33 protein-coding genes and 2 pseudogenes are annotated in these 23,322 nt (G+C 61.6%); 20 read left to right on the top strand and 15 right to left on the bottom strand.

All coding sequences use genetic code 11. The annotated features are described in order from the left end of the window. A pseudogene (locus D2T30_RS15860) lies at positions 1-159 on the top strand (IS5/IS1182 family transposase); the annotation flags it as partial. A gap of 469 nt (positions 160-628) precedes the next feature. After that, entirely contained in the window at positions 629-1,009 is a 381-nt protein-coding gene (locus D2T30_RS15855) for a YciI family protein (protein WP_128209683.1), read from the top strand. Positions 1,010-1,116: 107 nt separating this feature from the next. On the opposite strand, the gene D2T30_RS15850 is transcribed toward D2T30_RS15855, so the two are convergent. The 13 genes and pseudogenes from D2T30_RS15850 to D2T30_RS15795 form a co-directional block, all read right to left on the bottom strand. Then, entirely contained in the window at positions 1,117-1,575 is a 459-nt protein-coding gene (locus D2T30_RS15850) for an NUDIX hydrolase (protein WP_241651309.1), read from the bottom strand. A 312-nt stretch (positions 1,576-1,887) separates the two neighbouring features. After that, positions 1,888-2,877, bottom strand: a complete 990-nt coding sequence (locus D2T30_RS15845; protein WP_164884323.1) for a tyrosine-type recombinase/integrase — start codon at positions 2,875-2,877, stop codon at positions 1,888-1,890. Positions 2,878-3,412: 535 nt separating this feature from the next. Then, positions 3,413-3,742, bottom strand: coding sequence for a hypothetical protein (locus D2T30_RS15840; RefSeq protein ID WP_128209681.1), 330 nt, complete (start codon positions 3,740-3,742; stop codon positions 3,413-3,415). Then, positions 3,739-3,921: a hypothetical protein gene (locus D2T30_RS15835; protein ID WP_128209680.1), complete on the bottom strand. Its 183-nt coding sequence runs from the start codon at positions 3,919-3,921 to the stop codon at positions 3,739-3,741. Before D2T30_RS15835 ends, D2T30_RS15840 begins: the two co-directional genes overlap by 4 nt. Next, positions 3,921-5,072: a hypothetical protein gene (locus D2T30_RS15830; protein WP_128209679.1), complete on the bottom strand. Its 1,152-nt coding sequence runs from the start codon at positions 5,070-5,072 to the stop codon at positions 3,921-3,923. Before D2T30_RS15830 ends, D2T30_RS15835 begins: the two co-directional genes overlap by 1 nt. Next, positions 5,069-5,734 (bottom strand): hypothetical protein, encoded by a 666-nt coding sequence (locus D2T30_RS15825; protein WP_128209678.1) that lies wholly within the window; start codon positions 5,732-5,734, stop codon positions 5,069-5,071. Before D2T30_RS15825 ends, D2T30_RS15830 begins: the two co-directional genes overlap by 4 nt. A gap of 93 nt (positions 5,735-5,827) precedes the next feature. Next, on the bottom strand, positions 5,828-7,003 hold the full coding sequence (locus D2T30_RS15820) for a DNA polymerase III subunit beta (RefSeq protein WP_128209677.1): 1,176 nt from the start codon (positions 7,001-7,003) through the stop codon (positions 5,828-5,830). Then, entirely contained in the window at positions 7,000-7,446 is a 447-nt protein-coding gene (locus tag D2T30_RS15815; RefSeq protein WP_128209676.1) for a hypothetical protein, read from the bottom strand. Before D2T30_RS15815 ends, D2T30_RS15820 begins: the two co-directional genes overlap by 4 nt. Positions 7,447-7,516: 70 nt before the next feature. Next, a complete protein-coding gene (locus D2T30_RS15810; protein ID WP_128209675.1) occupies positions 7,517-7,939 on the bottom strand; it encodes a hypothetical protein in 423 nt (140 codons plus the stop codon). Then, complete coding sequence (locus tag D2T30_RS15805; RefSeq protein ID WP_128209674.1) at positions 7,936-8,121, bottom strand: hypothetical protein; 186 nt, start codon at positions 8,119-8,121, stop codon at positions 7,936-7,938. Before D2T30_RS15805 ends, D2T30_RS15810 begins: the two co-directional genes overlap by 4 nt. A 195-nt stretch (positions 8,122-8,316) precedes the next feature. Beyond that, the gene (locus tag D2T30_RS23680) at positions 8,317-8,592 is read right to left on the bottom strand and encodes a DUF2312 domain-containing protein (RefSeq protein WP_241651311.1); all 276 of its coding nucleotides are present in this window, start codon (positions 8,590-8,592) and stop codon (positions 8,317-8,319) included. A gap of 141 nt (positions 8,593-8,733) precedes the next feature. After that, a pseudogene (locus D2T30_RS23675) lies at positions 8,734-8,928 on the bottom strand (DNA translocase FtsK); the annotation flags it as partial. A gap of 106 nt (positions 8,929-9,034) precedes the next feature. Next, the gene (locus D2T30_RS15795) at positions 9,035-9,325 is read right to left on the bottom strand and encodes a hypothetical protein (RefSeq protein WP_128209672.1); all 291 of its coding nucleotides are present in this window, start codon (positions 9,323-9,325) and stop codon (positions 9,035-9,037) included. 176 nt (positions 9,326-9,501) lie between these two features. On the opposite strand from D2T30_RS15795, the gene D2T30_RS15790 reads away from it, so the two are divergent. Further along, entirely contained in the window at positions 9,502-9,876 is a 375-nt protein-coding gene (locus D2T30_RS15790) for a hypothetical protein (RefSeq protein ID WP_128209671.1), read from the top strand. Between the two features lie 169 nt (positions 9,877-10,045). On the opposite strand, the gene D2T30_RS15785 is transcribed toward D2T30_RS15790, so the two are convergent. Both D2T30_RS15785 and D2T30_RS15780 read right to left on the bottom strand, forming a co-directional pair. Then, complete coding sequence (locus D2T30_RS15785) at positions 10,046-10,288, bottom strand: hypothetical protein (RefSeq protein ID WP_128209670.1); 243 nt, start codon at positions 10,286-10,288, stop codon at positions 10,046-10,048. Between the two features lie 114 nt (positions 10,289-10,402). Next, complete coding sequence (locus tag D2T30_RS15780) at positions 10,403-10,786, bottom strand: helix-turn-helix domain-containing protein (RefSeq protein ID WP_206612984.1); 384 nt, start codon at positions 10,784-10,786, stop codon at positions 10,403-10,405. Between the two features lie 112 nt (positions 10,787-10,898). On the opposite strand from D2T30_RS15780, the gene D2T30_RS23390 reads away from it, so the two are divergent. The 17 genes from D2T30_RS23390 (at position 10,899) to D2T30_RS15700 (ending at position 23,276) form a co-directional block, all read left to right on the top strand. Beyond that, a complete protein-coding gene (locus D2T30_RS23390) occupies positions 10,899-11,108 on the top strand; it encodes a hypothetical protein (protein WP_128209669.1) in 210 nt (69 codons plus the stop codon). An 86-nt stretch (positions 11,109-11,194) separates the two neighbouring features. Further along, entirely contained in the window at positions 11,195-11,422 is a 228-nt protein-coding gene (locus D2T30_RS15770) for a hypothetical protein (protein ID WP_128209668.1), read from the top strand. Next, positions 11,422-11,577 carry a hypothetical protein gene (locus D2T30_RS23125; RefSeq protein ID WP_164884322.1) on the top strand — a complete coding sequence of 52 codons (156 nt, stop codon included), beginning with the start codon at positions 11,422-11,424 and terminating at the stop codon, positions 11,575-11,577. Before D2T30_RS15770 ends, D2T30_RS23125 begins: the two co-directional genes overlap by 1 nt. A gap of 250 nt (positions 11,578-11,827) precedes the next feature. Further along, positions 11,828-12,046, top strand: a complete 219-nt coding sequence (locus D2T30_RS15765) for a hypothetical protein (protein WP_241651308.1) — start codon at positions 11,828-11,830, stop codon at positions 12,044-12,046. Continuing rightward, positions 12,043-12,990, top strand: a complete 948-nt coding sequence (locus D2T30_RS15760) for a hypothetical protein (RefSeq protein ID WP_128209666.1) — start codon at positions 12,043-12,045, stop codon at positions 12,988-12,990. The genes D2T30_RS15765 and D2T30_RS15760 overlap by 4 nt, the downstream gene beginning before the upstream one ends. Positions 12,991-12,998: 8 nt before the next feature. Next, the gene (locus D2T30_RS15755) at positions 12,999-13,481 is read left to right on the top strand and encodes a DUF1937 family protein (RefSeq protein ID WP_128209665.1); all 483 of its coding nucleotides are present in this window, start codon (positions 12,999-13,001) and stop codon (positions 13,479-13,481) included. Further along, complete coding sequence (locus D2T30_RS15750) at positions 13,465-13,872, top strand: hypothetical protein (RefSeq protein ID WP_206612983.1); 408 nt, start codon at positions 13,465-13,467, stop codon at positions 13,870-13,872. The genes D2T30_RS15755 and D2T30_RS15750 overlap by 17 nt, the downstream gene beginning before the upstream one ends. Then, a complete protein-coding gene (locus D2T30_RS15745) occupies positions 13,869-15,668 on the top strand; it encodes a DNA primase family protein (protein WP_128209664.1) in 1,800 nt (599 codons plus the stop codon). The genes D2T30_RS15750 and D2T30_RS15745 overlap by 4 nt, the downstream gene beginning before the upstream one ends. A 390-nt stretch (positions 15,669-16,058) precedes the next feature. Then, complete coding sequence (locus tag D2T30_RS15740) at positions 16,059-16,841, top strand: hypothetical protein (RefSeq protein ID WP_128209663.1); 783 nt, start codon at positions 16,059-16,061, stop codon at positions 16,839-16,841. A 121-nt stretch (positions 16,842-16,962) separates the two neighbouring features. Then, positions 16,963-17,316 carry an HNH endonuclease gene (locus tag D2T30_RS15735; RefSeq protein ID WP_128209662.1) on the top strand — a complete coding sequence of 118 codons (354 nt, stop codon included), beginning with the start codon at positions 16,963-16,965 and terminating at the stop codon, positions 17,314-17,316. Then, positions 17,313-17,621, top strand: coding sequence for a hypothetical protein (locus D2T30_RS15730; RefSeq protein WP_128209661.1), 309 nt, complete (start codon positions 17,313-17,315; stop codon positions 17,619-17,621). The genes D2T30_RS15735 and D2T30_RS15730 overlap by 4 nt, the downstream gene beginning before the upstream one ends. 36 nt (positions 17,622-17,657) lie before the next feature. After that, positions 17,658-17,879 carry a hypothetical protein gene (locus D2T30_RS15725; RefSeq protein ID WP_128209660.1) on the top strand — a complete coding sequence of 74 codons (222 nt, stop codon included), beginning with the start codon at positions 17,658-17,660 and terminating at the stop codon, positions 17,877-17,879. A 76-nt stretch (positions 17,880-17,955) separates the two neighbouring features. Then, on the top strand, positions 17,956-18,477 hold the full coding sequence (locus D2T30_RS15720; protein ID WP_241651307.1) for a hypothetical protein: 522 nt from the start codon (positions 17,956-17,958) through the stop codon (positions 18,475-18,477). Further along, a complete protein-coding gene (locus tag D2T30_RS15715; protein WP_338325446.1) occupies positions 18,461-20,173 on the top strand; it encodes a terminase large subunit domain-containing protein in 1,713 nt (570 codons plus the stop codon). The genes D2T30_RS15720 and D2T30_RS15715 overlap by 17 nt, the downstream gene beginning before the upstream one ends. Before the next feature lie 3 nt (positions 20,174-20,176). Further along, complete coding sequence (locus tag D2T30_RS15710) at positions 20,177-21,409, top strand: phage portal protein (RefSeq protein ID WP_128209658.1); 1,233 nt, start codon at positions 20,177-20,179, stop codon at positions 21,407-21,409. After that, positions 21,390-22,043, top strand: a complete 654-nt coding sequence (locus D2T30_RS15705; protein WP_128209657.1) for an HK97 family phage prohead protease — start codon at positions 21,390-21,392, stop codon at positions 22,041-22,043. The genes D2T30_RS15710 and D2T30_RS15705 overlap by 20 nt, the downstream gene beginning before the upstream one ends. Positions 22,044-22,073: 30 nt before the next feature. Continuing rightward, positions 22,074-23,276, top strand: a complete 1,203-nt coding sequence (locus tag D2T30_RS15700) for a phage major capsid protein (protein ID WP_128209656.1) — start codon at positions 22,074-22,076, stop codon at positions 23,274-23,276. Positions 23,277-23,322 lie beyond the last annotated feature (46 nt).

Here is a 23,322-nt window from a genome sequence, read left to right as displayed (position 1 = left end):
CGAAGCCGTGTAGAGGCCAAAATGCACTGCGTGAAACTGCTGGGCCAGCGCCTGTCCGCCCGAGACTTCGACCGTCAGGTCGCGGAGTTCCAAGTCCGAGTTGCCGTCCTGAACGGCTTCACCGCGCTCGGAATCCCCGTAACGGAACCCAAGGCATAAGTCCGTTCGCGGAAAGGCAAGCCTCGGACTTCAGCTGATTTGTGCAACAGAGCCCTCTTAGAGCCGTTCGTTCCATATATCCTAGGAATAAGAGGTGCTAAATGCAAACATCTTTGCGATGGCAGCTTGGTTTCGCGCCGCACTCAGCGCGAGGCTCTGATCAAGAATCCGAGCATCGTTTGGCTTTCTGCAACAAGGGCTGCCAGAAACGACTAGTCTCGCCTCGGTAGCGGTGACGAAAATATCACTTGACAGGGGTGTGCATGGAAACGGCCAAAGTGTGCATTCTTATGCCTCGTTGGCAATGCCGATACGGCATAAGGCTGCACACCCCCCCCGCAAAATGCCCGATTCTTTGGCGGATATTTTCTTTCAAAAACAGCGCTTTACGGCGCGGATCCAGGGGCCGGAACCAAAAGCATGCACACCCACGGCATAAGCATGCACACTATGACCAGGAGGGGCGGCTATGCGGGACAAAGCGGTCAGTCAGGTCTATGTCTTTAAGACGATGAGCAACACGACGGAGGCCGGGATGCCGTTTCTGATTATCGCAGAAGATCACGAAGGCAAGGAGATCGAGCGCGAAGCCGTTAGAGAGGCGCATCGTGCGCACCTTGCTTCGGCTGGAAAAAAGCTCCTCGCATCTGGTGCGATCCTTGGAGGTGATGGAAAAACAATTACGGGTGGAGCCAGCCTACTGGACACCGAGGATGAAGAGGAGGCGAGAAGGTTCGAGCGGGACGATCCTTACGCTCAGGCTGGCATCCGCGCGAAGGTCACTATTCTTCCTTGGCGTCTGCACTGGTGGTGCGGCCAGTTCAGCGCCGAAGGCTTCCAAAGCTATTAGGGATACCACCGTCAGCTAAGGGCTCTTCATGTCGATCCCGCCGACCTGACCGCACCCTCGCGCTGGAGCGGGCCAGCGGTGGTCACTCTGCGGAACAAAGCTGCCGGTCAGCGAGCTTTCAGCAGATACGCCTTCAGCCCATCTGGGTAGAGGCGGGGTTGATCCGGCTGATCTAGTGCGTCGAGTGAAAACCATTCCGCGAAGCATTGGGCGCCACTATCCTCGTGGAACTCGATACGAGTTTCGTTGACGAAATCGGTATCTGCAAATTTCACATCGAAGATCGCGAGCACTTCATGCCCAAGGCTACCTTCATGGGTATAAATATTCTCCATGAAAACAGGTGACCCGACGATCTCGATGGCAACGCCCAGCTCTTCGCAAAACTCACGAATGACAGCCGCCTCTGCCGTTTCGCCAAATTCAACCGTGCCCCCCAGAGGGCGAACCCCCTTCACCCGTCCGGCATCATCCAAAACTTCGGCCGCAAGAAGGCGACCTTCTCTCCAGTGAAGGCCAAGGGCTTTGAAACGAATTCTGGATGCGGGGCGCCAAGTAGTCATCATGGTAAGCTATTGTTTGGCGCCACCATCCGCAATGGACTCAAAGCGATGTTCGGCGACCAGGTGGCAAGGCACCTAAGGACGGTTTGCGCAGCCCTGATTCCGATCTCGAAGATTTCACTTGACAGGGGTGTGCATGAAAACGGCCAAAGTGTGCATTCTTATGCCTCGTTGGCACAAAATGCAGGGGTTTGGTAGGCCCGGAGGGCCGATCGACATGCCAAAAATATTCATGATTTCAAGCGCCGAGTGTCCCACGAAACGGTCATTTGCGCGTCAATGGAATCAATGAGTTAGGTTAGTGGTGTCCCATGCCTACCAGTCCATCCCCGACAGCAGGGACATGGCAACGGCGGCCAGTTCGTCTCGGTCCACACCGTCGGTGTAGATCTGTGATGTCTTGGGGCTGGCGTGCCCATGTACTGCCATGATCTGATACTGGCTCGCACCTTCGAGGGCGAGTAGTTCGCCGGCAGCCTTTCGTATTCCGTGCGATGATCGGGTGGCCTTCCCGTCGTCATCGACGAACCCCGCAGAGATCACCCAGGACCGAAATCTGTTGTCAAAAGCTGTCGACGACGCAAACGGTCTGCCGTGAGCTGTCAGAAGATAGGTCTTGCCGACGATCGTTGATGCCCGGGTCGCTGCAAAGAGCGGCGGGAGCATCGGAATCCTGACGCGCTTTGCGCCCTTCTTGACCGGCTGAAAATCCAGCCACGTCACACCCTTTCGCTGGATCTCATTCCCCCTGCCGAGCAGCACCACATCACTGATCCGGCAGGCCGTGAACATGAACAGGGTGAGCGCGAGATGCGCCATCGTTCCAGGCGGATGCTTTTCACGGTATTGCTTCAGATCGGCAACAGTCCATGCCGTTGCGCCTTTGCCATCGCGATTGAGCTTGGCGATTCCGGTTGCTGGGTTGGCTGACACGTGCCCGCGATCACAGCCCCAAGAGTACATCGCGCGCACGGCTTTGATGAAGTTGTCCGCAGCCCCCGGCGTTGCCGTCTTCTTATCCCGGAGCTTCACAAGCTCACATTGTGGCATCAATGCTTTGTATTCGCCGACTTCCGCCCGAAGCCAGTCAAGGAACACGCCGCGCTGATGCTGCGTCGCCTCTGCCATGGCGCCATCCTTAACCATGCCATCCATGGCGGCGGCATATAGTTCCACGAGCCATCCGACCGAACCGCGGATGCTCGATGCTTTGGTTTCTTCGGGCGCGGGCAACTGGATGCCCTTTCGGGCGGCATAATAGTACTCGCGAAACTGCGGATGGTCCGGGGCTACGGTCAGCGTCACCCGCTGGCGCTTATCGCCTTCTACCCTGACACGCCACCGGACCGCGCCTGATGGCATGGGTTCGCGGAGTAGTCCGGGATAGTCTATGCGCATAACATCACCCGGCAGAGGGCCAATCTTTCGGTCCAACGTTATCCTCCGGTTCCTTTTGCTCGGCAAGTGGGCTGGTGATCAGCCGAAATCGGTCAGGTTCGACGACAACCTCAAGGATCGAAAGCCCGGCGGCCCGGGCAACTTTCATGGCGCGGTCGAGATCTGATCTCGTAACAGAGCGCGGCCTACCCATCGTCCCGGCCCTCCTGTATCGGCGCGGCGCGGGGGCGCAGGAAACCGCACAGGCACGCAACTGCAAGATCCACGGCTATCATCGCCGGAAGCATGAACACGCCGAAATAGACCGCGCCCTTAATCACCCAAAATGGAACCGCATCAGTGAACACCGTTGCGCCAACCGTCATCCACGAGAGCCAAGCCCCGCATCCGTACGTTATTATGCTGGACTTGGCATGTCGGTGGAAATCGGACCGAACCCCCATCACCGCGCCCCCTCTGCCTGATTGCTGTCCCGGTAGGCGCGGAGAGCCTCGGACAGGTCAGCCAGCTTGTCGTTCAGATCGGCGGAAAGGTAGGCTGGCTCAAAGGCGTCATGCGCTTCGATGGCCCGCGCCGCTGCGATCAGCGCATCGGTATGGGCGCAGTGCTCCGCCAGTTCGCGTTCGGCTTTCTCGGCGCGGTGATCCGCCCAATTACGCTCGGCGACTACCTTATCGAAGGCATCTCGCAGGTCGTTGTAGTCGCGAGCCGACCTCTCGATTTCCGCCTGCATCATCGCCTCTGGGGTCATCTGGGTGTTGAGGTCGGTCATGGCATTAGCTCCGAAATTTTCGCGAATAGCGCCCCGACGAAGGCGAACAAACCGGAAAAAAACGCCGTGGCCCCTCGCTGAGCTTCGGCCCATTCTCCGGGGTTCAGATTCCAAAGGACAAACGCGCTGCCGAGATATGCGATAATCGCACCGGCCAAGGCGCCGATGATCGGCTTCATCACACGTCCTCCTTATCTGCGTTCGGGAGGGCGGGAGCGGGAGGCGAAAAGTCGGTCCATCCAATCACCGTTCCTTGACCATCGGTGAAGCAGTCTTGCGACCAATTCCAGCCCACCAGATGCCACTCGTCCTCGCCGGTATCATCGAGACAGTTGAAGCCGATGGTTGCGGCAATCTCAGCGTCATCGAGCGGGGCGGCCCCGTCCGTATAGTCGACCAGCAGGAATACCATTCGGCCATCCTTCGGTGCGGTATCGATCGGCATCCATCCCTGCGGCGATGCGGCTGCGGGCGTGGAGAGGGCGGCGCGTGCGATCGCCTCTGAATCCTGATGGTCCCATACCGGATCGGGGCAATCGCATTGCAAGACGCCACCATTCGGCCCGACAGCCCGCGCTCCGCAGCAGCCGCAGACGCCGCGACCATCGGCAATGACGACCAGCGCCTCCCGCATCGCCTCCACCTGCGCGCGCAGGGCGGCGACCTCGGCGCGGAGAGTGTCGGCATCTGCCATCGCCGCACGGTGTTCCCGCCGGGTGGTGCGCAGGGCCTCTTCAAGCGGCGCGATCTCCTCGACCTCGGCGCGCAAAGCGTCACGCTCGGTGGCGGTCTTCTTGTGATCCGCCTGCTCAGCCTGCATCGCCTCGAACAGCTGGTTGTAGGTGTGCTTGAGCGTGTCGATAGATGCGCGCGATACGTCTTCACTGATTGTCAGGCGCTCGACTTCCGCCCTCAGCCCGTCCACCTCCGCCTTGTCCTGCCCTGCGGTGGGGAGGGCGCGGATAGCGTCGCAGGCGGCTTCCAGCGTCACGGTGCCGTAAGGCATGCCGGCGATGTGGGCCATCCCACTACGCTCAGCGCATACGGCAAGGATCGCCGCCTTCCGCGACACTAGATCGTCTGGTCGCTCCTCCGGCTGATGCGGGTAGACCATCTGCAAGGCCACCGGATCCGCGTCGGCCTCAACCATTGGGGCTTTGTCGCGCTCCCGTTGCCCTTTCGCGCAGGGACAGTCGTGATCCACGCAGGTGTTCAGGCCGTCCGGAGAGTGACCGCAGGTGTCCGGGGTCGGGTAGGTTCTCTCTACCTTCCCATATCGATTGCTACCCATGCGCTCGGTCACACGATTCATGTCATCTTCTACGGTCACGCTGACCTCCTGATCTGATCAAGGGCGTAGCTGCCCCACTGGTCGGCGCAGGCCTCGGCCACGCCCTGAAATGTTCGGCTGCGGAACTTCCACCGATCCGGACCGGGCGGCGCGCGGTGGACCGCCGACCAGGCTTTGTGTGCCTCTGGGTCTTCCTTGGCGCGCGGCGGGATCAGTCGGTTCGTCGGGGCCAGCTTCGGCAGGCCGCGCAGGTAGAAGCCCGTCGCCTTGAATGCAGGCTCACCGAACCACCACGGCTGCACGATCTGCGGCGCCGGAAGACTGGCCGGCATCCGCTCCCGGGCGTGGCGATGCATCACCGGGTTTTCGACAGCAACGCGCTGCACCGGGGCATCCCAGCAGGCGGTGAACAGGGATACGCCGTCCTCCAGCTCTCGCCACATATCGTCCATGCTCCGGCCTCGTGGCGGCTGGTGCAGCCAGCGGACGCCGGAATTGCACAGGCGGGTGCAGGGCGGATGCGCGACGACGAGCAAGTCCCAGCCATCATCAAGATGGTCGCGCACATCGCCAGTGATGTGCCTGTTGCTGCCATCCTCGGCCGGCAGGAGGTCACAGGACCATGCGTCATGCCCGCGGGCGGCAAAGGCACGACGCATCACGCCGGACTGTTCGCAGCCAATCAGGACGCGGAGGGTCATGGATTATCCCTCCGGATCAGGGAGACGAGCGCGCCGAACAGCGCGGCGGTGAAGGCGAGGCCGAAGAGAAGGGCGGTTGTCATCGATCCCCCCTCACACGCGCATCGGCATCAGGATGAAGAGGGCGTCGGGATCCTCGCCGTAGATGCGGAACGGATCGCCTGCGCGCTGCCCGCGCAGCGAAAACACCGGCGTCACCCGCACCTGATCCCGCAGGTAGGAGAGATCGAGGCCGAAGGGCTCCACCGCGCCCGGGTCGGACGCTGAGATGGACGCAGGGAGGGATACCTCGCCGTCGTGCCGGCCCGCCGAGATCCGCCCGGCCTTCGGATCGAACTTCGCGGCGATGCGCACGTTCTTCACGCCATCGAGGCCGGTGGCCGCCCGGGTCAGGCGCTGGAGGATGTCACGCGAGAGCGTTGCCGCAATACGATCGGACGGTTCCGGGATGACGCGCGAGTAATCTGGATATTTGCCATCGATCGTCTTCGCCATGACCTCGACCGCGCCGGTGGCGATTCTGATCTTGTGCCGCTGCACGGTGATGGTGACCGGCTCGTTGCCGCCCTTGCCGAGGAGAGGCTTCATCTTGGCAATCAGGGTGCGCGGCACGATGACGCCCCGCTGATCATGGCTGGACAGGTCCACGGAATCGGTGCTGTCGATGCAGGCGAGGCGATGACCATCCGTCGCCACGGCGCGCAGCGTGTCCCCGCCCGGCTTCTGATGCAGGAAGATGCCTTGGAGGTAATAGCGCGTCTCTTCGCGGCTGATGCAGTGCTCGCACAGCCGGATCATGCGCAACAGGCCGTCCTGCATCATGGTCCAGGTAGCGGCCGGACTGTCGTCAAAGCCGAACTGCTTCGGGAAATCCGCGGTCTGGATCAGCTCGTGGGCGCGCAGCACCAGATCGCCGTCGCGCAGCACAACCATGTCCGGGCCTTTCTCGGCCTGCTGGACCTCGATCGTCACCGGACCGGTCGCCGCCGCCGCGAAGGCCGAAAGCATCCTGCCGCTGATCAGCACCGTGCCCTCGCCCGCGGTGTTCGCCTCGACCAGCGTCGTGAAATAGCTGTCCAGATCGGTCGCGCACAGGGTGACGGTGCCCTTCGACACCCCGAGGTGCGCATATCCGAGGACCGGGATGGTGTTGCGTCTTTCGATGACCGACGACGCAATCCGCGCCGCGCGCCGAAATTCGGCAAGCTCGATGGTGGCGCTGAGGCGGATTGCCGACGCGGTGCCGGTGATGGGTTGGTGCATGGTCATCCTTCGATCCTTTCAATCGGCATGATGCACTTGACCGGGTCGCAGTAAGGACTGGCGGCGCGCGCTGCTTCGGCTGTGGCCTTTGGCAGGACATGGGCGGCAATCAGTGCCAGCGCCGCCGTCAGCACGGCGAGGTAGATCGCGGATCTCACGCGGATCATCGGTTCCGAGTGCGGCGCGGGAGGCTCTTCCGGGAAGATCGGCAAGGGGGCCGACCCGTGGATTTCTTCGCCATCGGCACGCCGGAAGGCGTCCACGTCGGTAGGGCGCAGGATTTTGCGAAGGTTGCGTGCGATCATCTGATCGCGATCATCACCGCGGGCCAGCACGTCGCAGCACGCTGCCATTTCGGCAGCGGTCAGCGGAGCCGGGCCATAAACGGCCTGGCGGGCCATGGCTAGGGCCGTGACCCGCGTCGGGATATGGGTGACGGTGGCAGTCATTGGTCCATGCCCTCGGCCAGAGTGCGGATTGCGCGATCAAGAGCGTCACGGATCTTGCGGAAAAACTGGGTCATTTCTTCTTCCGTGCGATGGCGGCTATGCCGCAGACGGCAATGAGGCAGGCCGCGAAAGGACCGACCCCGGGAGGCAGATCCACAGACGGCAGCGCCGGGGAAGCAGGGGCGGCGGTGGCCGGAGAACCATTTCCGCGTCCCGATCCGCCGGTGATGTAGGCAGGCGTCAGGCTGTCGATGAATTCGACCAGTTCACGGGCGTTGCGCTCCTGAACCATCGCCAGATAGGTGTCGCTCGGCTCACCGCGCGGGCCGATACCGTTCGCAGACAGGGGCGGCAGGTCGAAGCACTGGTAGATCGGGGTATCGGCGCCGCCCGTCGCGGCATGTGCACAGGTGGCCAGCGCCGAGACAAGAACGACGCCTCCGACCAGTCCTGGGATGATCCACCATCCGGGAAGGAATCGTCGGCCGCTCATGCTGCACCGCCTTCGGTCCAGTGGTGCAAGTCCTCGACCGTGCAGTGGTGGTCACGCGCGACGGCACGGTAGATCGGGTCTCGGTCTTCCGGGAACAGCCGGCCAAACGGCGTGTGGCGGCGCGCCTGTTTCAGGCGGATGTGAAGTTCGGTGACGGCGGCGGTGGGATTCGGGTTTTCCATGATACTCCCTCGACTTTTCGGGATGCCGTCCGCTGCTGACGCAGGCGGCTGCCGGAAATGTCAGGTGTTGGTTGGCGGGCAGGCGACAGCCGAAGTCAGCCCGCCCGCACCGGGCGACATGCCCGGATCTCTCTGTGCGCCCCGGCGGCATCGGGTATCGTGAGTGGTGGCGCCGCCGGGGCAGGGTGGAAATCGTCAGGCCATGCCGAGGGCGAATTTGTAGAGGTCGAGGATCGCCTCTTCCTCGGCGAGGTCATCCTTGTCCCGCTTGCGGATGGCGATGATCTTCCGGATCACCTTGGTGTCGTAGAAGCGGCCCTTGGCCTCGGCCATCACCTCTTTCTGCTGCTCGACGATGTCCTTTTTCTCGGCCTCAAGCTGCTCGAATTGCTCGATGAACTGGCGCAGCTCGTCGGCGGCAACGCTGTAGGCTGCGTCGTTGTGCTTCTGAAAATCGGGATCCTTCTTCATCGGCGGCTTGCCGTGCTGACGGTCCAGCTCTTCAGCCGCTTTCCGCATCTGATCGAGCGTGGTCGTGACATCGGTGCCGCCGGCAGAGATCGTGATGCTGGGGTTCTCATCCCTCACCGACACCACGGGCAGGACATCGCGCTTGCCGACGTGGTTGGCGGCACTGATGATGCCGGCCTGCTCCATCCGTTCGATGATGCGCGCCGCCTTGTTGTAGCCGATGCCGAACTGCTTCTGCAGAAAGGTGGTCGACGCCCGATCGGTTTCGCGGACGATCTTCACCGCGCGCGCGTACAGGTCGCCATCCTGATCCGGATCTTCGGTGATGTTGGTCATCGCGTTCATGGGTTCCTCTTTTGGCTTTCGGGCACCGGGTCAAAACCGTTTGACCGTCTGGCGCTTGGGATCTGGGCGGCTGGCCGGTCCGCCCCTCACCGAAACGTCAGGCCGCGAGAGGAACGCCTTCGACCGAGTTGCGGCAGGCGAAGTCGATGCAGCGAAGCTCAAGCCATTCCTTGAAAGCGGCGTGGTCTTCTTTGCTGGTGACATGCAGGCTGATGCCGCGGGGGACCTTGAATTCGAGCCACCGCGCGCGGTTCCAATCCTGGTATTCGAGGCCATGTCCGTCGCGCTCGAAGATGTGCTTTGACCGGCGATATCCGCGCTCAATCATGAAGGCTGCGAAGTAGGGTTGGACGACCTCGCCATCTGCATCGTGGAAATTGTCGAGCAATGGTCTCTCCATCTTCTAAGGTTTCCGTGATCGGCCCGGGTGGGTTTCAGCGGCGGGAATGGAGAAATCAGTAATCCAGATAAAATGGACTGTAAACAGAAAAATCCATAATAACTGGATTAGTCTTGTGACTGAGTTGTGCGATGTGCCAGAATCACCCGGCCAGCAGAGGGCTGGTGGACAGCAAAAAGCCCGCGCAAGGCGGGCTTGGGGAGAAGTGTCAGGTGGAAGACATCAGAAGGCTAGGCATCCGACGGTGGCTTTGGAAGTTTGCTTTGGAAATGGCCCTGATCGGTGCGCACGGCTTCGCGTCCGGGGCGGCTCTCGGCCTTCTATTTGTGGCGGCTGTTGGCGTTTTCAGCGGCGACGGCGAAGATGGACGCAAGAAGGAATACGACAACCACAGCAAAGCCTGCGCCGGAGATCCAGATGAGAGGGTCTCTCCAGATGCCATCCGTCTTCAGTGGTGTGGCACTATCTGGCAGCCAGTACCTGCGTATAACGGCGAGCGCAATAAGAGCGAACGACCACCATGCGCAGAACTTAACTGATGCCTTCATGGCATCTATTACTGCCAAACATGCTCTTGGAGCGGTGATCGATGCGTTGAGGACGGCGCCGCCGATCATAGCATATACAGCGATGATGGCCGCCGCAAAGAAATCTAGTGGTTCCAATATCTTGCCTTATAAAGTTGATTTGACCAGTCGGTGTTTGCCTTCACCCGTCCGCCAGCTTCGCCGCGATCCGGTCGAGGATCTGGGCGGCGATGTGGTCTTCCTGATCCTCGCGCGATCCGGCGGCGATGCGCAGGTATCCGGCCATGTCCTCGGGCGTCTTCACCACATCCCGCCAGCGCTGGTCGGACACGATCATGAACAGCAGTCCGAACATGATCTCGTTGGCCGTCTCGGACTGATCGAGGCGGCGCTCCAGTTCGTCGAGGCGTTCTTCGGGGGTCATGGCACTATCCAGCTTCTCCACAAGAAGGTGCAGGCAATAACTCGCGTTATGGTTGCCGAATCAGAAAATGTTCCTACTATGTTCTACTGTGGCGTGCGGGGGTGCGAATGAGGACTAGGTTGCTGTTTGTGATTGCGCTTGTCGCTGCGAAGTGCGGCTTCGACCTGAACGCTCTTTTTGATCCCATTCATTACTGGCGACTTCGAGAGCGGGGAAAAGGCGCTCCTGAACATCACCTGGGAGCTGTGCGTAAAGGCCCGCCATCATGAAGTTGAAGTCGATTCTATGCTCCCGGTAGAGATACTGCATGATCTCTCTGTTTGGGTATGTCAGGCCCATCTCGGCGTTGTTTAGGACTGATTTCGATACATGAGCCGCGGCTGCCATTTCCTTCTGTTGCAGGCCGGTTACTTTGCGGGACGCACGAAGACGTATCGCGCAGGCCTCAAGACCAACTTCTCCGAACTTAGCAAGCCTATGTTTTTCATCGCTATCCATGGGCGCAGGATACCCATAATCCAGAAATCCTGAACTTTGATCGATGTGGATATTGTAAATCCAGATTATCTGGACTAATGTCCCCGTCATGTGTGTTGGCGAACAAAACAGAATGACCGCGAAGGATGTGTGCGACCAGCTGGGTCGGCGCGCGATCGCGGAGCGTATAGGTCGCAGCGTGACAGCGGTGAGCAACGCCGCTGTTGAGGGCGCCTTTCCGCCGAGTTGGTATATCGTACTTCGGGATATGTGCGCTGCTCACGGCGTCGCATGCCCTGAGTATCTGTTCAACTTCCTCTGCCAGCAGAAAGAGGCGAGCTGATGACACAGCCCGCCCCGTCCCGCCTTTCCTCAATCTCACCAGTTGAACCGTCTGCATGTGCTCAACATGGGGAAGGACCCACTCAAATGTCATGGTCAAAAGTTTTGGACCCGCGCGCTTTTCGTGCTCGGTTCGCGCATTGCTGGGCGGATTTCCTGCACCAGAACTATCGGAACCCCGAGGAAGTCTCGGTCGCGTTCGGCGTCCGGTATCAGACCGCGCTCAACTGGTGGCAGGGCATCAACCGCCCGAGCGGCGATGTTGTCGCGCTGGCGGGCCGCCGGTTTCAGGACTTCATGGAGCGGCGCGCGTGATGGTCTGGGTTCTGGAAGGCCTCAAGGCCGGTGTGAGTGTCGTGATTATCGCGCTGAACGGGGTGGCCTTCATCCCGAGGGAGGCAGCCACGTGGCTGATCCCGCTGCAAAACTTTTTGACCAGAAAGATTGAGCAGAAGCGGGGGCGCGGGTGATGGCGGCGCTTCGCTCAAACGGTTTTGACCGCGGCCTGCCTGTGCCGCTGTCCACCTGCGCGGCGGCATCCCACGGCCGTCGCGCCCTTTTCATTCGGTTTCCGGTGCGGGCACGAATGCTGCTGTGCCCCCGGAAGGACGCGGCGGCGCGGTCGAGCGCTGAGGGGCAACTCCTGCGCCGCCGCGTGTTGGTTGGGCTGAACGCATGGGGGCGCGCGGCATGAGGCGCATCGGTGAAGTTGTGAAAGGCATGCTTGCCGCGCGTCGCACCGATCTGGTGGTGGGCGATTGCACGGCGACGATCTTCGAGAATGACGGATCGGCGGATCTGCTGTGGCATCGAGGCCCGCCCGGTGAGCCGTGGAGCGGGCCGCTTTTCAACGACTTCATCAAGCCCGGGATGGGCGATCAACTGCGGGCGCTGGCCGATGCCGTCGATGCCGCCAACGAAAGAAGGGGAGCCAGATGAATTTGAGTGAGATGTCGCTGAAGGACGCAGTGGAACTCCACGAGGTTCTGGAGAAGATCATCCGCGCCGCGGGTTGTCTGGCGGAATTGCCGGTGCGCGGCGAGCAGAGACTCGCGATCGACATGGCCCCCGGAGGCCCGATTGTTATCGTGACGCACTATGAGATCCCGAGCACCGTCAAGACCCCCTTGGCGCAGCCTGGCGACGAGCGTTTTGCGCTGGCCGACGCGGACGCACGGGACGAGGACGTGGCTCTGGTGCTTGAGCCTGTTCAGTCTGCCTCGGAGGAAGTCCAGCCGCTGGCGGCTTCGGCCAATCCCTCACCGAGAACTGCACCCAAGCCTGTTTCGTCGCCTGTTGTCACCGGGCCGTTGAGCGACGATGAAAAGGCTACCGTGCGCGACATGGCTGCGAAGGGATTCACCGCCAGCGGCATTGCCAAGACCCTGAACCGCAGGACCCAGACGGTTGCGCTGTTGCTCAGCCAAGAGCGCCGGCCGAAGGCGGAAACCGTCGGGAAATCCGCTGCGCCGGCAGCGACGCCAGCGAAAGTGGCTGCCACTGCCGGGAAGGCCGCCATTTCCGTCGCAGCCCCGCCTCGCGAGCCTTCGGCGGCCGATGCCAGCACCGAAAGCAGCGCTGCGGTGCTGGCATCGGATCTGCACGGGGAGAACTTGCGGATATGGCAGTTCCTCGACGCTCTCGGATACGAGGTGGGATTCGACGCCGAGCTTGACTTCGACCTTGTCGACGGTTTGGCGGCTGGAACCAAACTGGGTCAGCTCGCCCTGGATCTCGATGTTGATGCGGGTCAGCTCAAAAAGCGGTTTCGTGCGCTGAGCGAATGCGTTCTCGATCGTTATGGCAAAGTCACCATCGATGGTCAGCAGCGGTTGTGGACGATGCTCAAGGCGCGGGCCATCCGTTCGCGGAAAGCGGCGTGAGGGTCTGAATGCTCGCCACCGTGAAAGATTGGACCGCATTGATGGCGCCCGACGGCAATTTCGCCCCGCTGATTCATGTCGGCGCGGACGCCAGAACCGTGGCCCGGCACAATGTCGGGATCGCCTATCTGGCAACGCCCTACACGCGCGAGGTCACAATCCGCGGGAAATGGAGTTTCGACCGTTCCGTCATGCTGTCGGCGATGGCGTCGCGGCACATGCTGCTTTTGATGCGCGAACGTGTCACCGCGGTCAGTCCGATCGTTCTGGCTTCGGAGGCGCTGCATGCGCAGTCATCGACAACAGGTCGTCGCCTGTCGCCTCTGGACCGGGATTTCTGGATGGATTGGTGTCGGCCGATCCTGAACAGCGCAGCGATGATCGTCGTGCCGGATATTCCCGGGTGGGATCAGTCCGACGGCATCTGGACTGAGGTCCAGTTCGCCGTGGCGCACAATGTGCCGGTGTTCATCTATGCCGGACGGGGATGATCATGGCGCCGTCTCTGCGATGGTGGCGGATCGCGAACGTCGGGCGGAGGCCACGCGAATACTGGCCGCTGCGATCCGCGCCTGCGAGCCCGAGGACGCGGTCCAGATCATGGCGGCTGCGCTGGAGGATCTGGGCGCGGGGATGCCATCGCCGGATCTGCTGTTCGGCCGGATCCGGGAAGATGCGGCGTTCTGGGCGGATTGCGCCACGCCTGTCGAAATCGAGGTCTTCGTTGCCGAAGGCCTGAGGAAAATCAGCCGCCAGGCATTCTGTGAGGCGGCGCGGAAACGGATCTTCGCCACGCTTTGGGAGAGCTTCGACGACGCAAGCCGTCGGGCCTTCCTTGGCCGCGTCGATCCGAGTGGAAGGTTCAGGGGGAAATCCTCATGAGAGACGACAACGATCCACTGGCGAATGTGACACCCGTCCACGATGGGGATGATGACCATGATGCGTGGGATGGCCTCGATCCCGGCCCCTGCCCGGATGATCGGGCAGGGGACCGCCCCGCACCCCCGGAAGAGAGATGTGTCGACTTCCCGCTGAATGATTACGGCAATGGTAAACGGTTGCTGGAGCACTTTGGCGACGACCTTCTGTTCATCCCGCGGGTCGGGTGGTTCACTTGGGCGGATGCCCGGTGGCTGACCGACCCGGATGATATTGCGGTGCGGCGCAAGGCACATCAGCTTTCCGATCTGATCGCGCGCGAAGTCTGGCACATCCCGATGGATGATGACGAGGCGGCGGTCCTTCAGGATGTCGAGGCCAGCGAGTCGGAATACGCCGAGCTGCGCGGAAAACTCGCAAACCTTCGGTCCGAGGCCGAAAGCGCGCGCTTTGATTTCCTGACCTCGCTCCGACGTGCAGCCGACAAGATCAAGGAAAAGCGTGACAGATCGATCGGGCGGCGTCTCACGCACGCCAAGAATGCCGGCAACTCGAACGCGATCAAGAACCTGATGGGGGAGGCGGCGGCGATCATTGCCCGGCCGCTGGAAGATCTCGATGCCGATCCGATGGTGATCAATACCGAGTCCTGCGTCCTGCGCTTCAGCACCGAACCGGGTGAGGACGACGGGGGCATGAATCCTCCGCCTCCGCGGGCCTTGGTCGAGGCCATTCCGCATGCGCGCGAGCAGTTGCTGACCAAGGTCATGCCTGTCACCTACGACCAAAGGGCGAAATGCCCGCAGTTCCTGATGTTCCTGGAGCGCGTGCAGCCGTTGGCCGATATGCGCCGCTTCATTCAGCGCTGGATGGGGCTTTCGATGACCGGGCTGACGAACGAACAGAAGTTCGCCTTCTTCTATGGGGGCGGGGCGAACGGCAAGTCCGTTCTGGTCGACCTGATGGCGAAACTGTTCGGGGATTACTCCGCCACCGCCAAGATCGAATCCATTACCGGCCGCAATCGTCGGGGGGGCGGGGATGCCACGCCGGACCTGATGCCGCTGATCGGCGCTCGTTTCGTTCGGGCGTCCGAGCCCAACGCCGGTGAAAAGCTTCAGGAAGGGTTGATCAAGGAACTGACCGGCGGCGAGCCGATCATGGTCCGGGCGCTCAACGAGAACTTCGTCACCATCTATCCGATCTTCAAGCTTACGATCTCGGGCAACCACAAGCCTGAGATCCATGGCGGCGACGACGGGATCTGGCGGCGCGTCATGCTGGTGCCGTTCGATGTGCAGATCCCGCCGGATGAGCGCGACCCTGAACTCGGCGCCAAGCTGTGGGAGGAGCGATCCGGCATCCTCAACTGGCTGATCGAAGGGCTGAAGGATTACCTTCAGCACGGACTACAGATCCCAGAGGAAGTCACGGCGGCGACGGCGGAGTATCGCGAGGACAGCGATCCGATGGCAACATTCCTGGTGGAGTGCTGTGCGGTCACCGGAGATCCGGCACACAGTGTCCCGGCAAAGCAGCTCAGCGACGCATTTTCATTCTGGATGGATGAAGCCGGGCGAGGCGCATGGAAGCCGCGCACGATCTACAATCGCCTGAAGGAGAAGTCCGGGCGTTGGAAGAGTCCGGGGACGGGGCAGGTTTTCGTCGCCCGGAAGAACAGTTCCATGTTCTACGACGGCATCCAGTTCCGCGAGCCGTTCAAAACCCGGTTCCTTGAGGCCCCGCGCGCGCATGACGGCTCGATCATCAAGGGCCGGTATGAGACGCCCGAGTGATGCCCCGCACCCCATTTTCTCAGAAATGCGGGAGGACAGGGAGGACGGGACGATGAAATCGGGAGGACGTGGGAAATCGAGGGGAGCGGGGGAAATGTCGAAACGTCAATGGGTTGCCAGCCAAGACGGGAGGATAGGGAGGAACGGGAGGATAAATCCCGCGTACGTGTAGGAGAAGGGAATAGGGGGTCTGGGGGAGAGTATTCCAGACGTAGCAAGAATTATCCTCCCGTTCCTCCCTATCCTCCCGTGATGATCGTTAGTGCGTTGATATTACGTTATAATCCGCATCTTTCATCCTCCTTCATGTCCTCCCGTTAATTTCAATTATCCTCCCTATCCTCCCGTCAAAAATCTTAGAGAAACAAGAACTGGTGAAAGGAAAGAAGAATGGCGCAAGATGTGGTAAGGACGGGGTATGAGGCGGAGTTCGGCGCGGTGATTGAGCGTCTGGTTCTGGCGAAGAAGCGGGTGCAGGCAGATCTGGCGCGGGCTTTCGGTCTGCCAGATCCGTTCGTGTCGGATGCCGATCGGGTGGCGCTGCTGAAGGCCAGGGCATTGCCGCCGGAGCGCTGTGGATCCGATATGATCGCGGCGCCCGCTCGGGGTCCGATGGTTGCGTTCTCTCCGCTGTTGGTCACACCGAAGGATAAGGATTGGGATGTCCGGCATGTCGGCTTTAAGGGGCGTGACGCGGCGCGGATGGCCGATGCCTTCGACCTCATGGATCGACAGGCCCGGCGTAAGGGCGGCGATGAATACCGGCCGCCGTTCTCGGATCGGCAGATGGGGATGGGTCGCCGGTATGCGGCCCTCGTGGAGAAGCACAATGCCGCAGGTGTTCGCGGAATCTCGATCGAAACGATGCTGGCGGGCCGGGCAGGCGGCTCCGCAACGGGAAGTAGCTATATGGATGCCCTGATACAGGAAGGGCGTTGCATTCAAGCCCTCCGGGCCGCCATCGGCGACGATGTCGCTCTGGTTCCGAAGCGCGCGGGTAGCAGCGGTCGCAGCGGGATCACGGTGCGGGTGCTCGTGGATCTGGTCTGTATCGAGGGACTGACGATTTCACAGGTGCTGCGCCGGTTCGGATGGGTGCCAGACAAGGTCACCCGACCAGCCCTTCAATCGCAACTGGGTGCCGCGCTGGATCGTATGTGGATCGCGGAGTAAAAAGGGGATTGACGCTTATCCCTTCCGCATGCCAATAAATTGTCATCATCGATAATTGCGCCCGGAGAGGAACCCCTCTGCCGGGCGTTGTCATGTCCATTCCCCTTAGCGTTGGTATCCCATGACCAGATTGCGACAGATCCCGTCGCGCTTCGGGTCCGCGCCCGTGCGCCTTGGCAATGCGCCGCGTGATGAGCGTGAGCGTTCAGCGCAACGGATCGTTCGAACGCCATGGCGGGCTTGGTACAAGACGGCGCGCTGGAAGGACCTGCGCTGGTCAGTGCTCGAAGATGCGCGGTTCACCTGCGCCTATTGCGGCAGGCTTGAGGGGAACACCTTCAAGCTGGTGGCCGACCACAAGATCCCGCATCGCGGTGACCCCGCGCTGTTTTGGGATCGGGGCAACCTGCAATGCCTGTGCAAGGAATGCCATGACCGGGTCAAGCAGGCGGAGGAAAGGAATGGATCGACATGAGTAACATCAAAGCTGAAATGGATATTGTTGATCTGGTGCGACGCGCATTGTCGGGCGATCGCATCATGGTCGTATGCAAGAGTCAGGTCGATGCGCGTGATCGATGCCGCGCAATGTGGGATCGTATCGGTAAAGACAGACGCCTCACCCTTCGCGGTTTTGACCGCCGTATTGAGGTCGATCAGCACTATAGCCGTGGTGAGATCGAGTTCGGCTGGGTCGAGAGCAGCTCGGGTCGGCGCATCGACGATGCAGATGCCGTCTGCATGACGGTGCTGGATCCAGGGGCCAAGGCCGAAGGGTGATCAGATACGTTCAGGCACATCGGAGGATGATGAGGAATGACTGACAAGCCTAAATTCGTGGAGGCCCCGGGTGGCGCCATCGTTGATCGGCGCGGTCGCGAGGTCGCCCGGGTAAGCGTTGAGTCGATGAATGTCGCGGACAGCGTACGTGTCATGAGGGTGGTGCTCGACGCGCTCAATGCGGATGCGACAGATGCCGAAAAGACCATCACGCTCACATTCGTGCCAACCAAGGGTGTGACGATGTACTGGCTCTGACGAAGGGGGGGCATCGAAAGTCTGGGGGTCGCCCGCGTAGGGACCCGCGTCCCCCTCAGCGAGGGATTTTTTTCTCATGACCGACGAAAATTCGGACCCGGATCAGTTCCGGAACCTGTTCGGTGAGGTCTGGTCGGCTGCCAACAAGAGGCGGGGCCGCCCCGCCTTCGAATGGACTATGGAAAACTCCAACAAAGTCAGCATGTTGCTGGCGGCTGGCTGGTCGAACGACAGGATCGCCGGGGTGATCCTTGACCCAAGGACCGGGAAGGCGATTTCCGTTCCGACGCTGAAGCGGCATTTTAGATCCGAGCTGCAAATCCGGGATGCTGCTCGCGACCGCCTTGAGGCTGAACGCCTGATGCGCGTCTGGACGCAGGCGCAGTCCGGCAATGTCGGTGCGGAGCGGCTGTTCGTCCAACTGCTCGAAAAGAACGACCGCATGGAAGCCGAGCGGGCCTTCGCGGCGAAAGCCAAAGAGAAGCCGCCGCCGAAGGTCGGCAAGAAGGTGGTCGACGAACAGAAGGCGCTCGACGCCGACGAGGCGTTGATGGCCGAACTCGAATTCGAGGCAACGCACAATGTCCGGCCAAACTGACCCGCTGCCACGCTTCGCCTGCCCGGACTGGTGGGGGAAAATCCAGAACGGCGAAACACCGATGGCTGAGGTTCCTCTCAATGAGGAGAAGGCAGCGAAGGTTCTGGCGTTCTTCAACCGGCTGCGGCTCCCGGACGTCTCCGGGAATCCGAAGATGGCTGTTGCCTGCGGGGACTGGTTCAAGGATCTGCTGTGCGCCTTCATGGCGAGCGAGGACCCGCAGACCGGCCGGGAGATCGTCTGGGAACTGCTTTGCATGATCCCGAAGAAGAACTCGAAGTCGACCTATGTCGCGGCGCTGGCCCTGACGGCTCTTTACATGGAGGAAGCCCCGAACAGGCAGATGCTGCTGGTCGGTCCGAGCCAGAACATTTCCGAGCGTCTGTTCAGTCAGGCGCAGGGCATGATCAACCTGGATCAGCAGTTGAAGGATATCTTCAAGGTTCAGGAGCATCTGAAGACGATCACCCGGCGCAAGACCGGCACGGCGCTCGATGTGAAGACGTTCGACACCTCGATCGTCACGGGCGAAATTCCCGTGCTGACGATCATCGATGAGCTGCACGAGTTGGGCAAGAAGGCCAAGGCGGCCAAGGTGATGCAGCAGATCCGCGGTGGCGGCATCACCATGCAGCGCGGCAAGGTGCTGTTCATCACGACGCAGTCCGACGAGGCGCCGGCGGGCATCTGGAAATCGGAACTGAAAAAGGCACGGGACATTCGCGACGGCAAGGGCGGGAAGTCCCCGATCATGCTGCCTGTTCTCTACGAGTTCCCGGATGAGCTTCAGCGCAACAAGGCCTTCTGGCAGGATCGCGAAAACTGGCGCCTCGTGCTTCCGAACCTCGGCCTGTCGATCGACGAGCAGGCGCTGCAGGACGATTACGACAACAACGGCCGGGTGTCGAAAGAGACGGAACAGATCTGGGCCAGCCAGCATCTGAACATCGAAATTGGCGTCGGCCTGGGCAGCGCCGCATGGTCTGGGGCAATCCACTGGGAAGGAGCCGTCTGCGAGGGGCTGACGCTCGATTCGCTGATGGAGGAGAGCGAGGTCTGCACGATCGGCGTGGACTGGGGCGGGGCTGATGACCTCGCCGCACTCGCGGTGATCGGCCGGCGCCGGTCGGACAAGGCATGGCTTCTCTGGGCCAAGGCGTGGGCGAGACCGAGCGTTTTCACGCAGCGCGAGCAGATCGCGCCGCGCCTTCGCGATTTCGAGGCCGACGGACATCTGAGCGTGGTTCAGACGGGCGAGGATCAGGCGGCCGAGGCCGCCGCCATCTGCGCTCAGATCTGGTCGGCGGGCTTGCTGCCCGAGGCGTCGGGCATCGGTCTGGACAGCGCGGGCATCGCCTTGCTGTTCGACGCCCTGAACGATCTCGGGATGGGCGAACCGCTCGTGCAGGCCGTCAAGCAGGGGTGGGCGCTTCAGACGGCGATCACGACGATGCCGCTGAAGCTGGAATCGAAACGCCTCCTGCACGGTAATCAGCCGCTCCTGAACTGGGCGGTTGGCAATGCCAAGCAGGAGCTTGTGAGGAACAATTACATGGTGACCAAAGAGGCGTCCGGGGCGGCGAAGATCGACCCCCTTATGGCCGCCTTCGACGCCGCCATGCTGATGTTTCTGAACCCGCAACCGAACGACAACAACGTAAAGATGGCCGGTTTCTTCGCCAGCCTGGAGGCTTGACCTATGGCACTGATGGACCGGGCCTTGTCTTTGATCGGCCTGCAAAGAAAAGCGGAGAGCAATGTTCGGTGGACGGACGGACGCGACGTGCTTGGCGGTGGTATGGGCGATGCCGGTATTCCGGTCAGTGCGACATCGACCCTCGGCCTTTCGGCGGCGTGGGCCTGTTCGAACCTGATCTCCGGCACGATTTCCTCGTTGCCATGCGAGGTATATCGGCAGTCCGGCCGGGTTCCTGCGGCAGTGACGGACCATCCGCTTTACGCGGTACTGCACAATGCGCCGAACTACGACCAGACGGCGCTCGATTTCTGGGACTTCATGTGCCTGTCGTTGGAGCTGTGGGGCAATGCCTATGCCCGCGTTGTGCGCAGCGGCGCGAAGGTTGTGGCGCTTTATCCGGTGCGCCCGGATCTTGTGTTCGTGCGCCGCCTCGATACTGGCGCGCTGGAATACAGCTGGTCGTATGAGGGGAAATCCTATCGCTTGCGCGACCGCGATATCCTGCATGTCCGTGGGCCGGGCGGCGATCCTCTCGGAGGCATGTCGACGCTGACCGTCGCGCGCAACACCCTGTCGGCCGCGCTGGCGGCCGAAAAGACGGCGTCGGCGACATTCAGGAATGGCATGCGCCCGAGCGGCATCATCACCACCAAAGAGTGGCTGTCCGAGGATCTTCGAAAGCAGACGCGGGCGCTGGCCGAAAGTTACGCCGGGGCTGTGAACGCGGGGCGTCCGTGGATTGCGGAAGGGGGCATGACCTTCACGCCGCTTTCGCTGACGCCAGAAGATGCGCAGATGTTGGAGACCCGTCAGTTTTCCGTTGAGGAGATCTGCCGGTTCTTCGGCGTCCCGCCGGTGATGATCGGACATTCGGGCGGATCGACAGCCTGGCCGACGAGCGTGGAACAGCAGGTCCTGATGTTCCAGAAGTTCACGCTTCGTCGTCGGTTGAAGCGGATCGAGATGGCGATCGCGCAGCAGCTGCTGACGGCCGATGACAAGGCTGCTGGCCTGTTCGTCAAGTTCAACCTGGAGGGGCTCCTGCGCGGCGACAGCGTTGCCCGGTCATCGTTCTACCAGACCATGACACAGATCGGGGCGATGACGATCAATGAGGTTCGCGCACTCGAAAATCTGTCCCCGGTAGCGGGAGGCGATGAGGTTCGGATGCAGATGCAGAATATCCCGATCTCGCAAACGGAAGGGTCCAGCGATGGAAACCAAGGACTTTAGCCTTGAGATCAAGACGCTGTCGGATGAGGGCGTGATCGAGGGTTACGCTTCGACGTTCGGCAACGTGGACAAGGGCGGTGACAAGGTGATGCCGGGCGCGTTCGTCGAGAGCCTCGCGAAGGCGCGGCAGACCGGGCGGACGGTCAAGATGCTCTGGAATCACGATCCGAGCCAGCCCATCGGGGTCTGGGATGATCTGGCCGAGGATGCGAAGGGGTTGTGGGGCAAAGGGCGTCTGGTGATGGATGTTCCGAAGGCCCGCGAGACCCTCGCCCTGATGAAGGCTGGCGCCGTCGGTGGCCTGTCGATCGGCTACATCACCAAATCCTCGGAGCCGGACGGAAATTACCGCCTGCTGAAGACGGTGGATCTCTACGAGGTCTCGCCGGTCACGTTCCCGATGAATGAGCGGGCGAAGATCACCTCGGCCAAGTCCGAGGGATGCGAGGATCTTATCGAAAAGCTATCAGCCGGGGATCGGCTGACTGAGCGAGAGTTCGAGCGACTGGCCAAGGGTCTTGGCCTCTCGAATTCGCAGGCGGAGCGTGCCGCGCGCGTCCACCTGAAGGGGCAGGGGGAACCTGCCAAGGCGGAAGACGAGGCGGCCCGGTTCTGGGCGGCCATGCGGGGCTGACGCCCCATCCACACATTACTGGAGGTTCCCATGGCGGAAACCAAAACGGCGGAGCAGCTTGCCGCCGAAACGAAAGCTGCGTTCGATGCGTCCCTGAACGAGGTCAAGGGCATCGCCGAGGAGGCGCTTGGCAAAGCCAAGGCCGGTGAAGCTCTGGCTTCCGGCGTGAAGGAAAAGGCCGATGAGGCGCTCCTCAAGATGAACGGACTCAAGACCGCGCTCGATGAGCTGGAACAGAAACTTGCGCGCGACGGCGATGACACGCGCAGCCAGGTCAAGTCCATCGGCGAACAGCTCGTCGAGGGCGACGGGTTCAAGGCCTTCGCGGAAGCGGGCTTCGCGAAATCGGTCGGCCGTGCGGATGTGCGCATCAAGGCGACGCTGACCAGCTCGACCACCGATGCCGCTGGGTCCATCGGCGCCGCCATTCCCACGACCCGACTGCCGGGCATCCTCGAAATCCCGCAGCGCAAGCTGACCATTCGCGATCTGATCTCGTCGGGTCGTATGGATGGGAATGCGCTGGAGTACGTGATCGAGAAGGGGTTCAACAACAATGCCGCCCCCGTCGCCGAGGGCGCGGCGAAGCCGTCCTCGGATATCCAGCTGGACCTGGTCACCACTACGGCCAGGGTCATCGCCCACTGGATGAAGGCGCCCAAGCAGGCGCTGTCGGACTTTTCTCAGCTGCAATCCCTGATCGACCAGCACCTGATCTTCGGCCTTCGGTTCAAGGAAGAAGCCCAGATCCTGAACGGCGACGGCACCGGCCAGAACCTGCATGGCATCATCCCTCAGGCGACGGCCTATGCGCCGCCCGCCGGTGCGGATGCTGCGGAAACCACGCTGGATGTCCTGCGGATCGCCATGCTTCAGGCGGTTCTTGCCGAATACCCGGCGACCGGCCACGTCCTGCACCCGATCGACTGGTCGAACATCGAGCGGCTGAAGGATACGGCGGGCTGGTATCTGATCGCGAATCCGCAGGGCTCCATCCAGCCGACGCTCTGGGGCCTGCCGGTCGTCGAGACGCATGCGATCGCCACGGGCAAGTTCCTGACCGGCGCCTTCAAGCTTGGCGCCCAGCTGTTCGATCGGTGGGATGCGCGCATTGAGGTGGGCTACGAGAACGACGACTTCACGAAAAACCTCGTGACGATCCTCGCCGAAGAGCGTCTCGCGCTGGCCGTGTATCGCCCGGAAGCCTTCGTCTACGGCGACATTGCCGTGTGATCGGTTTCCTGAGGGGCGGGAAGCCGCCCCTTTATTAAGCCGATTT

It is taken from the genome of Paenirhodobacter populi (genome assembly GCF_004022215.1).
Taxonomy (GTDB): domain Bacteria; phylum Pseudomonadota; class Alphaproteobacteria; order Rhodobacterales; family Rhodobacteraceae; genus Rhodobacter; species Rhodobacter populi.
The sequence above is the reverse complement of the archived record's forward strand: the minus strand, read 5'-3'. Positions and strand labels throughout refer to the sequence as shown.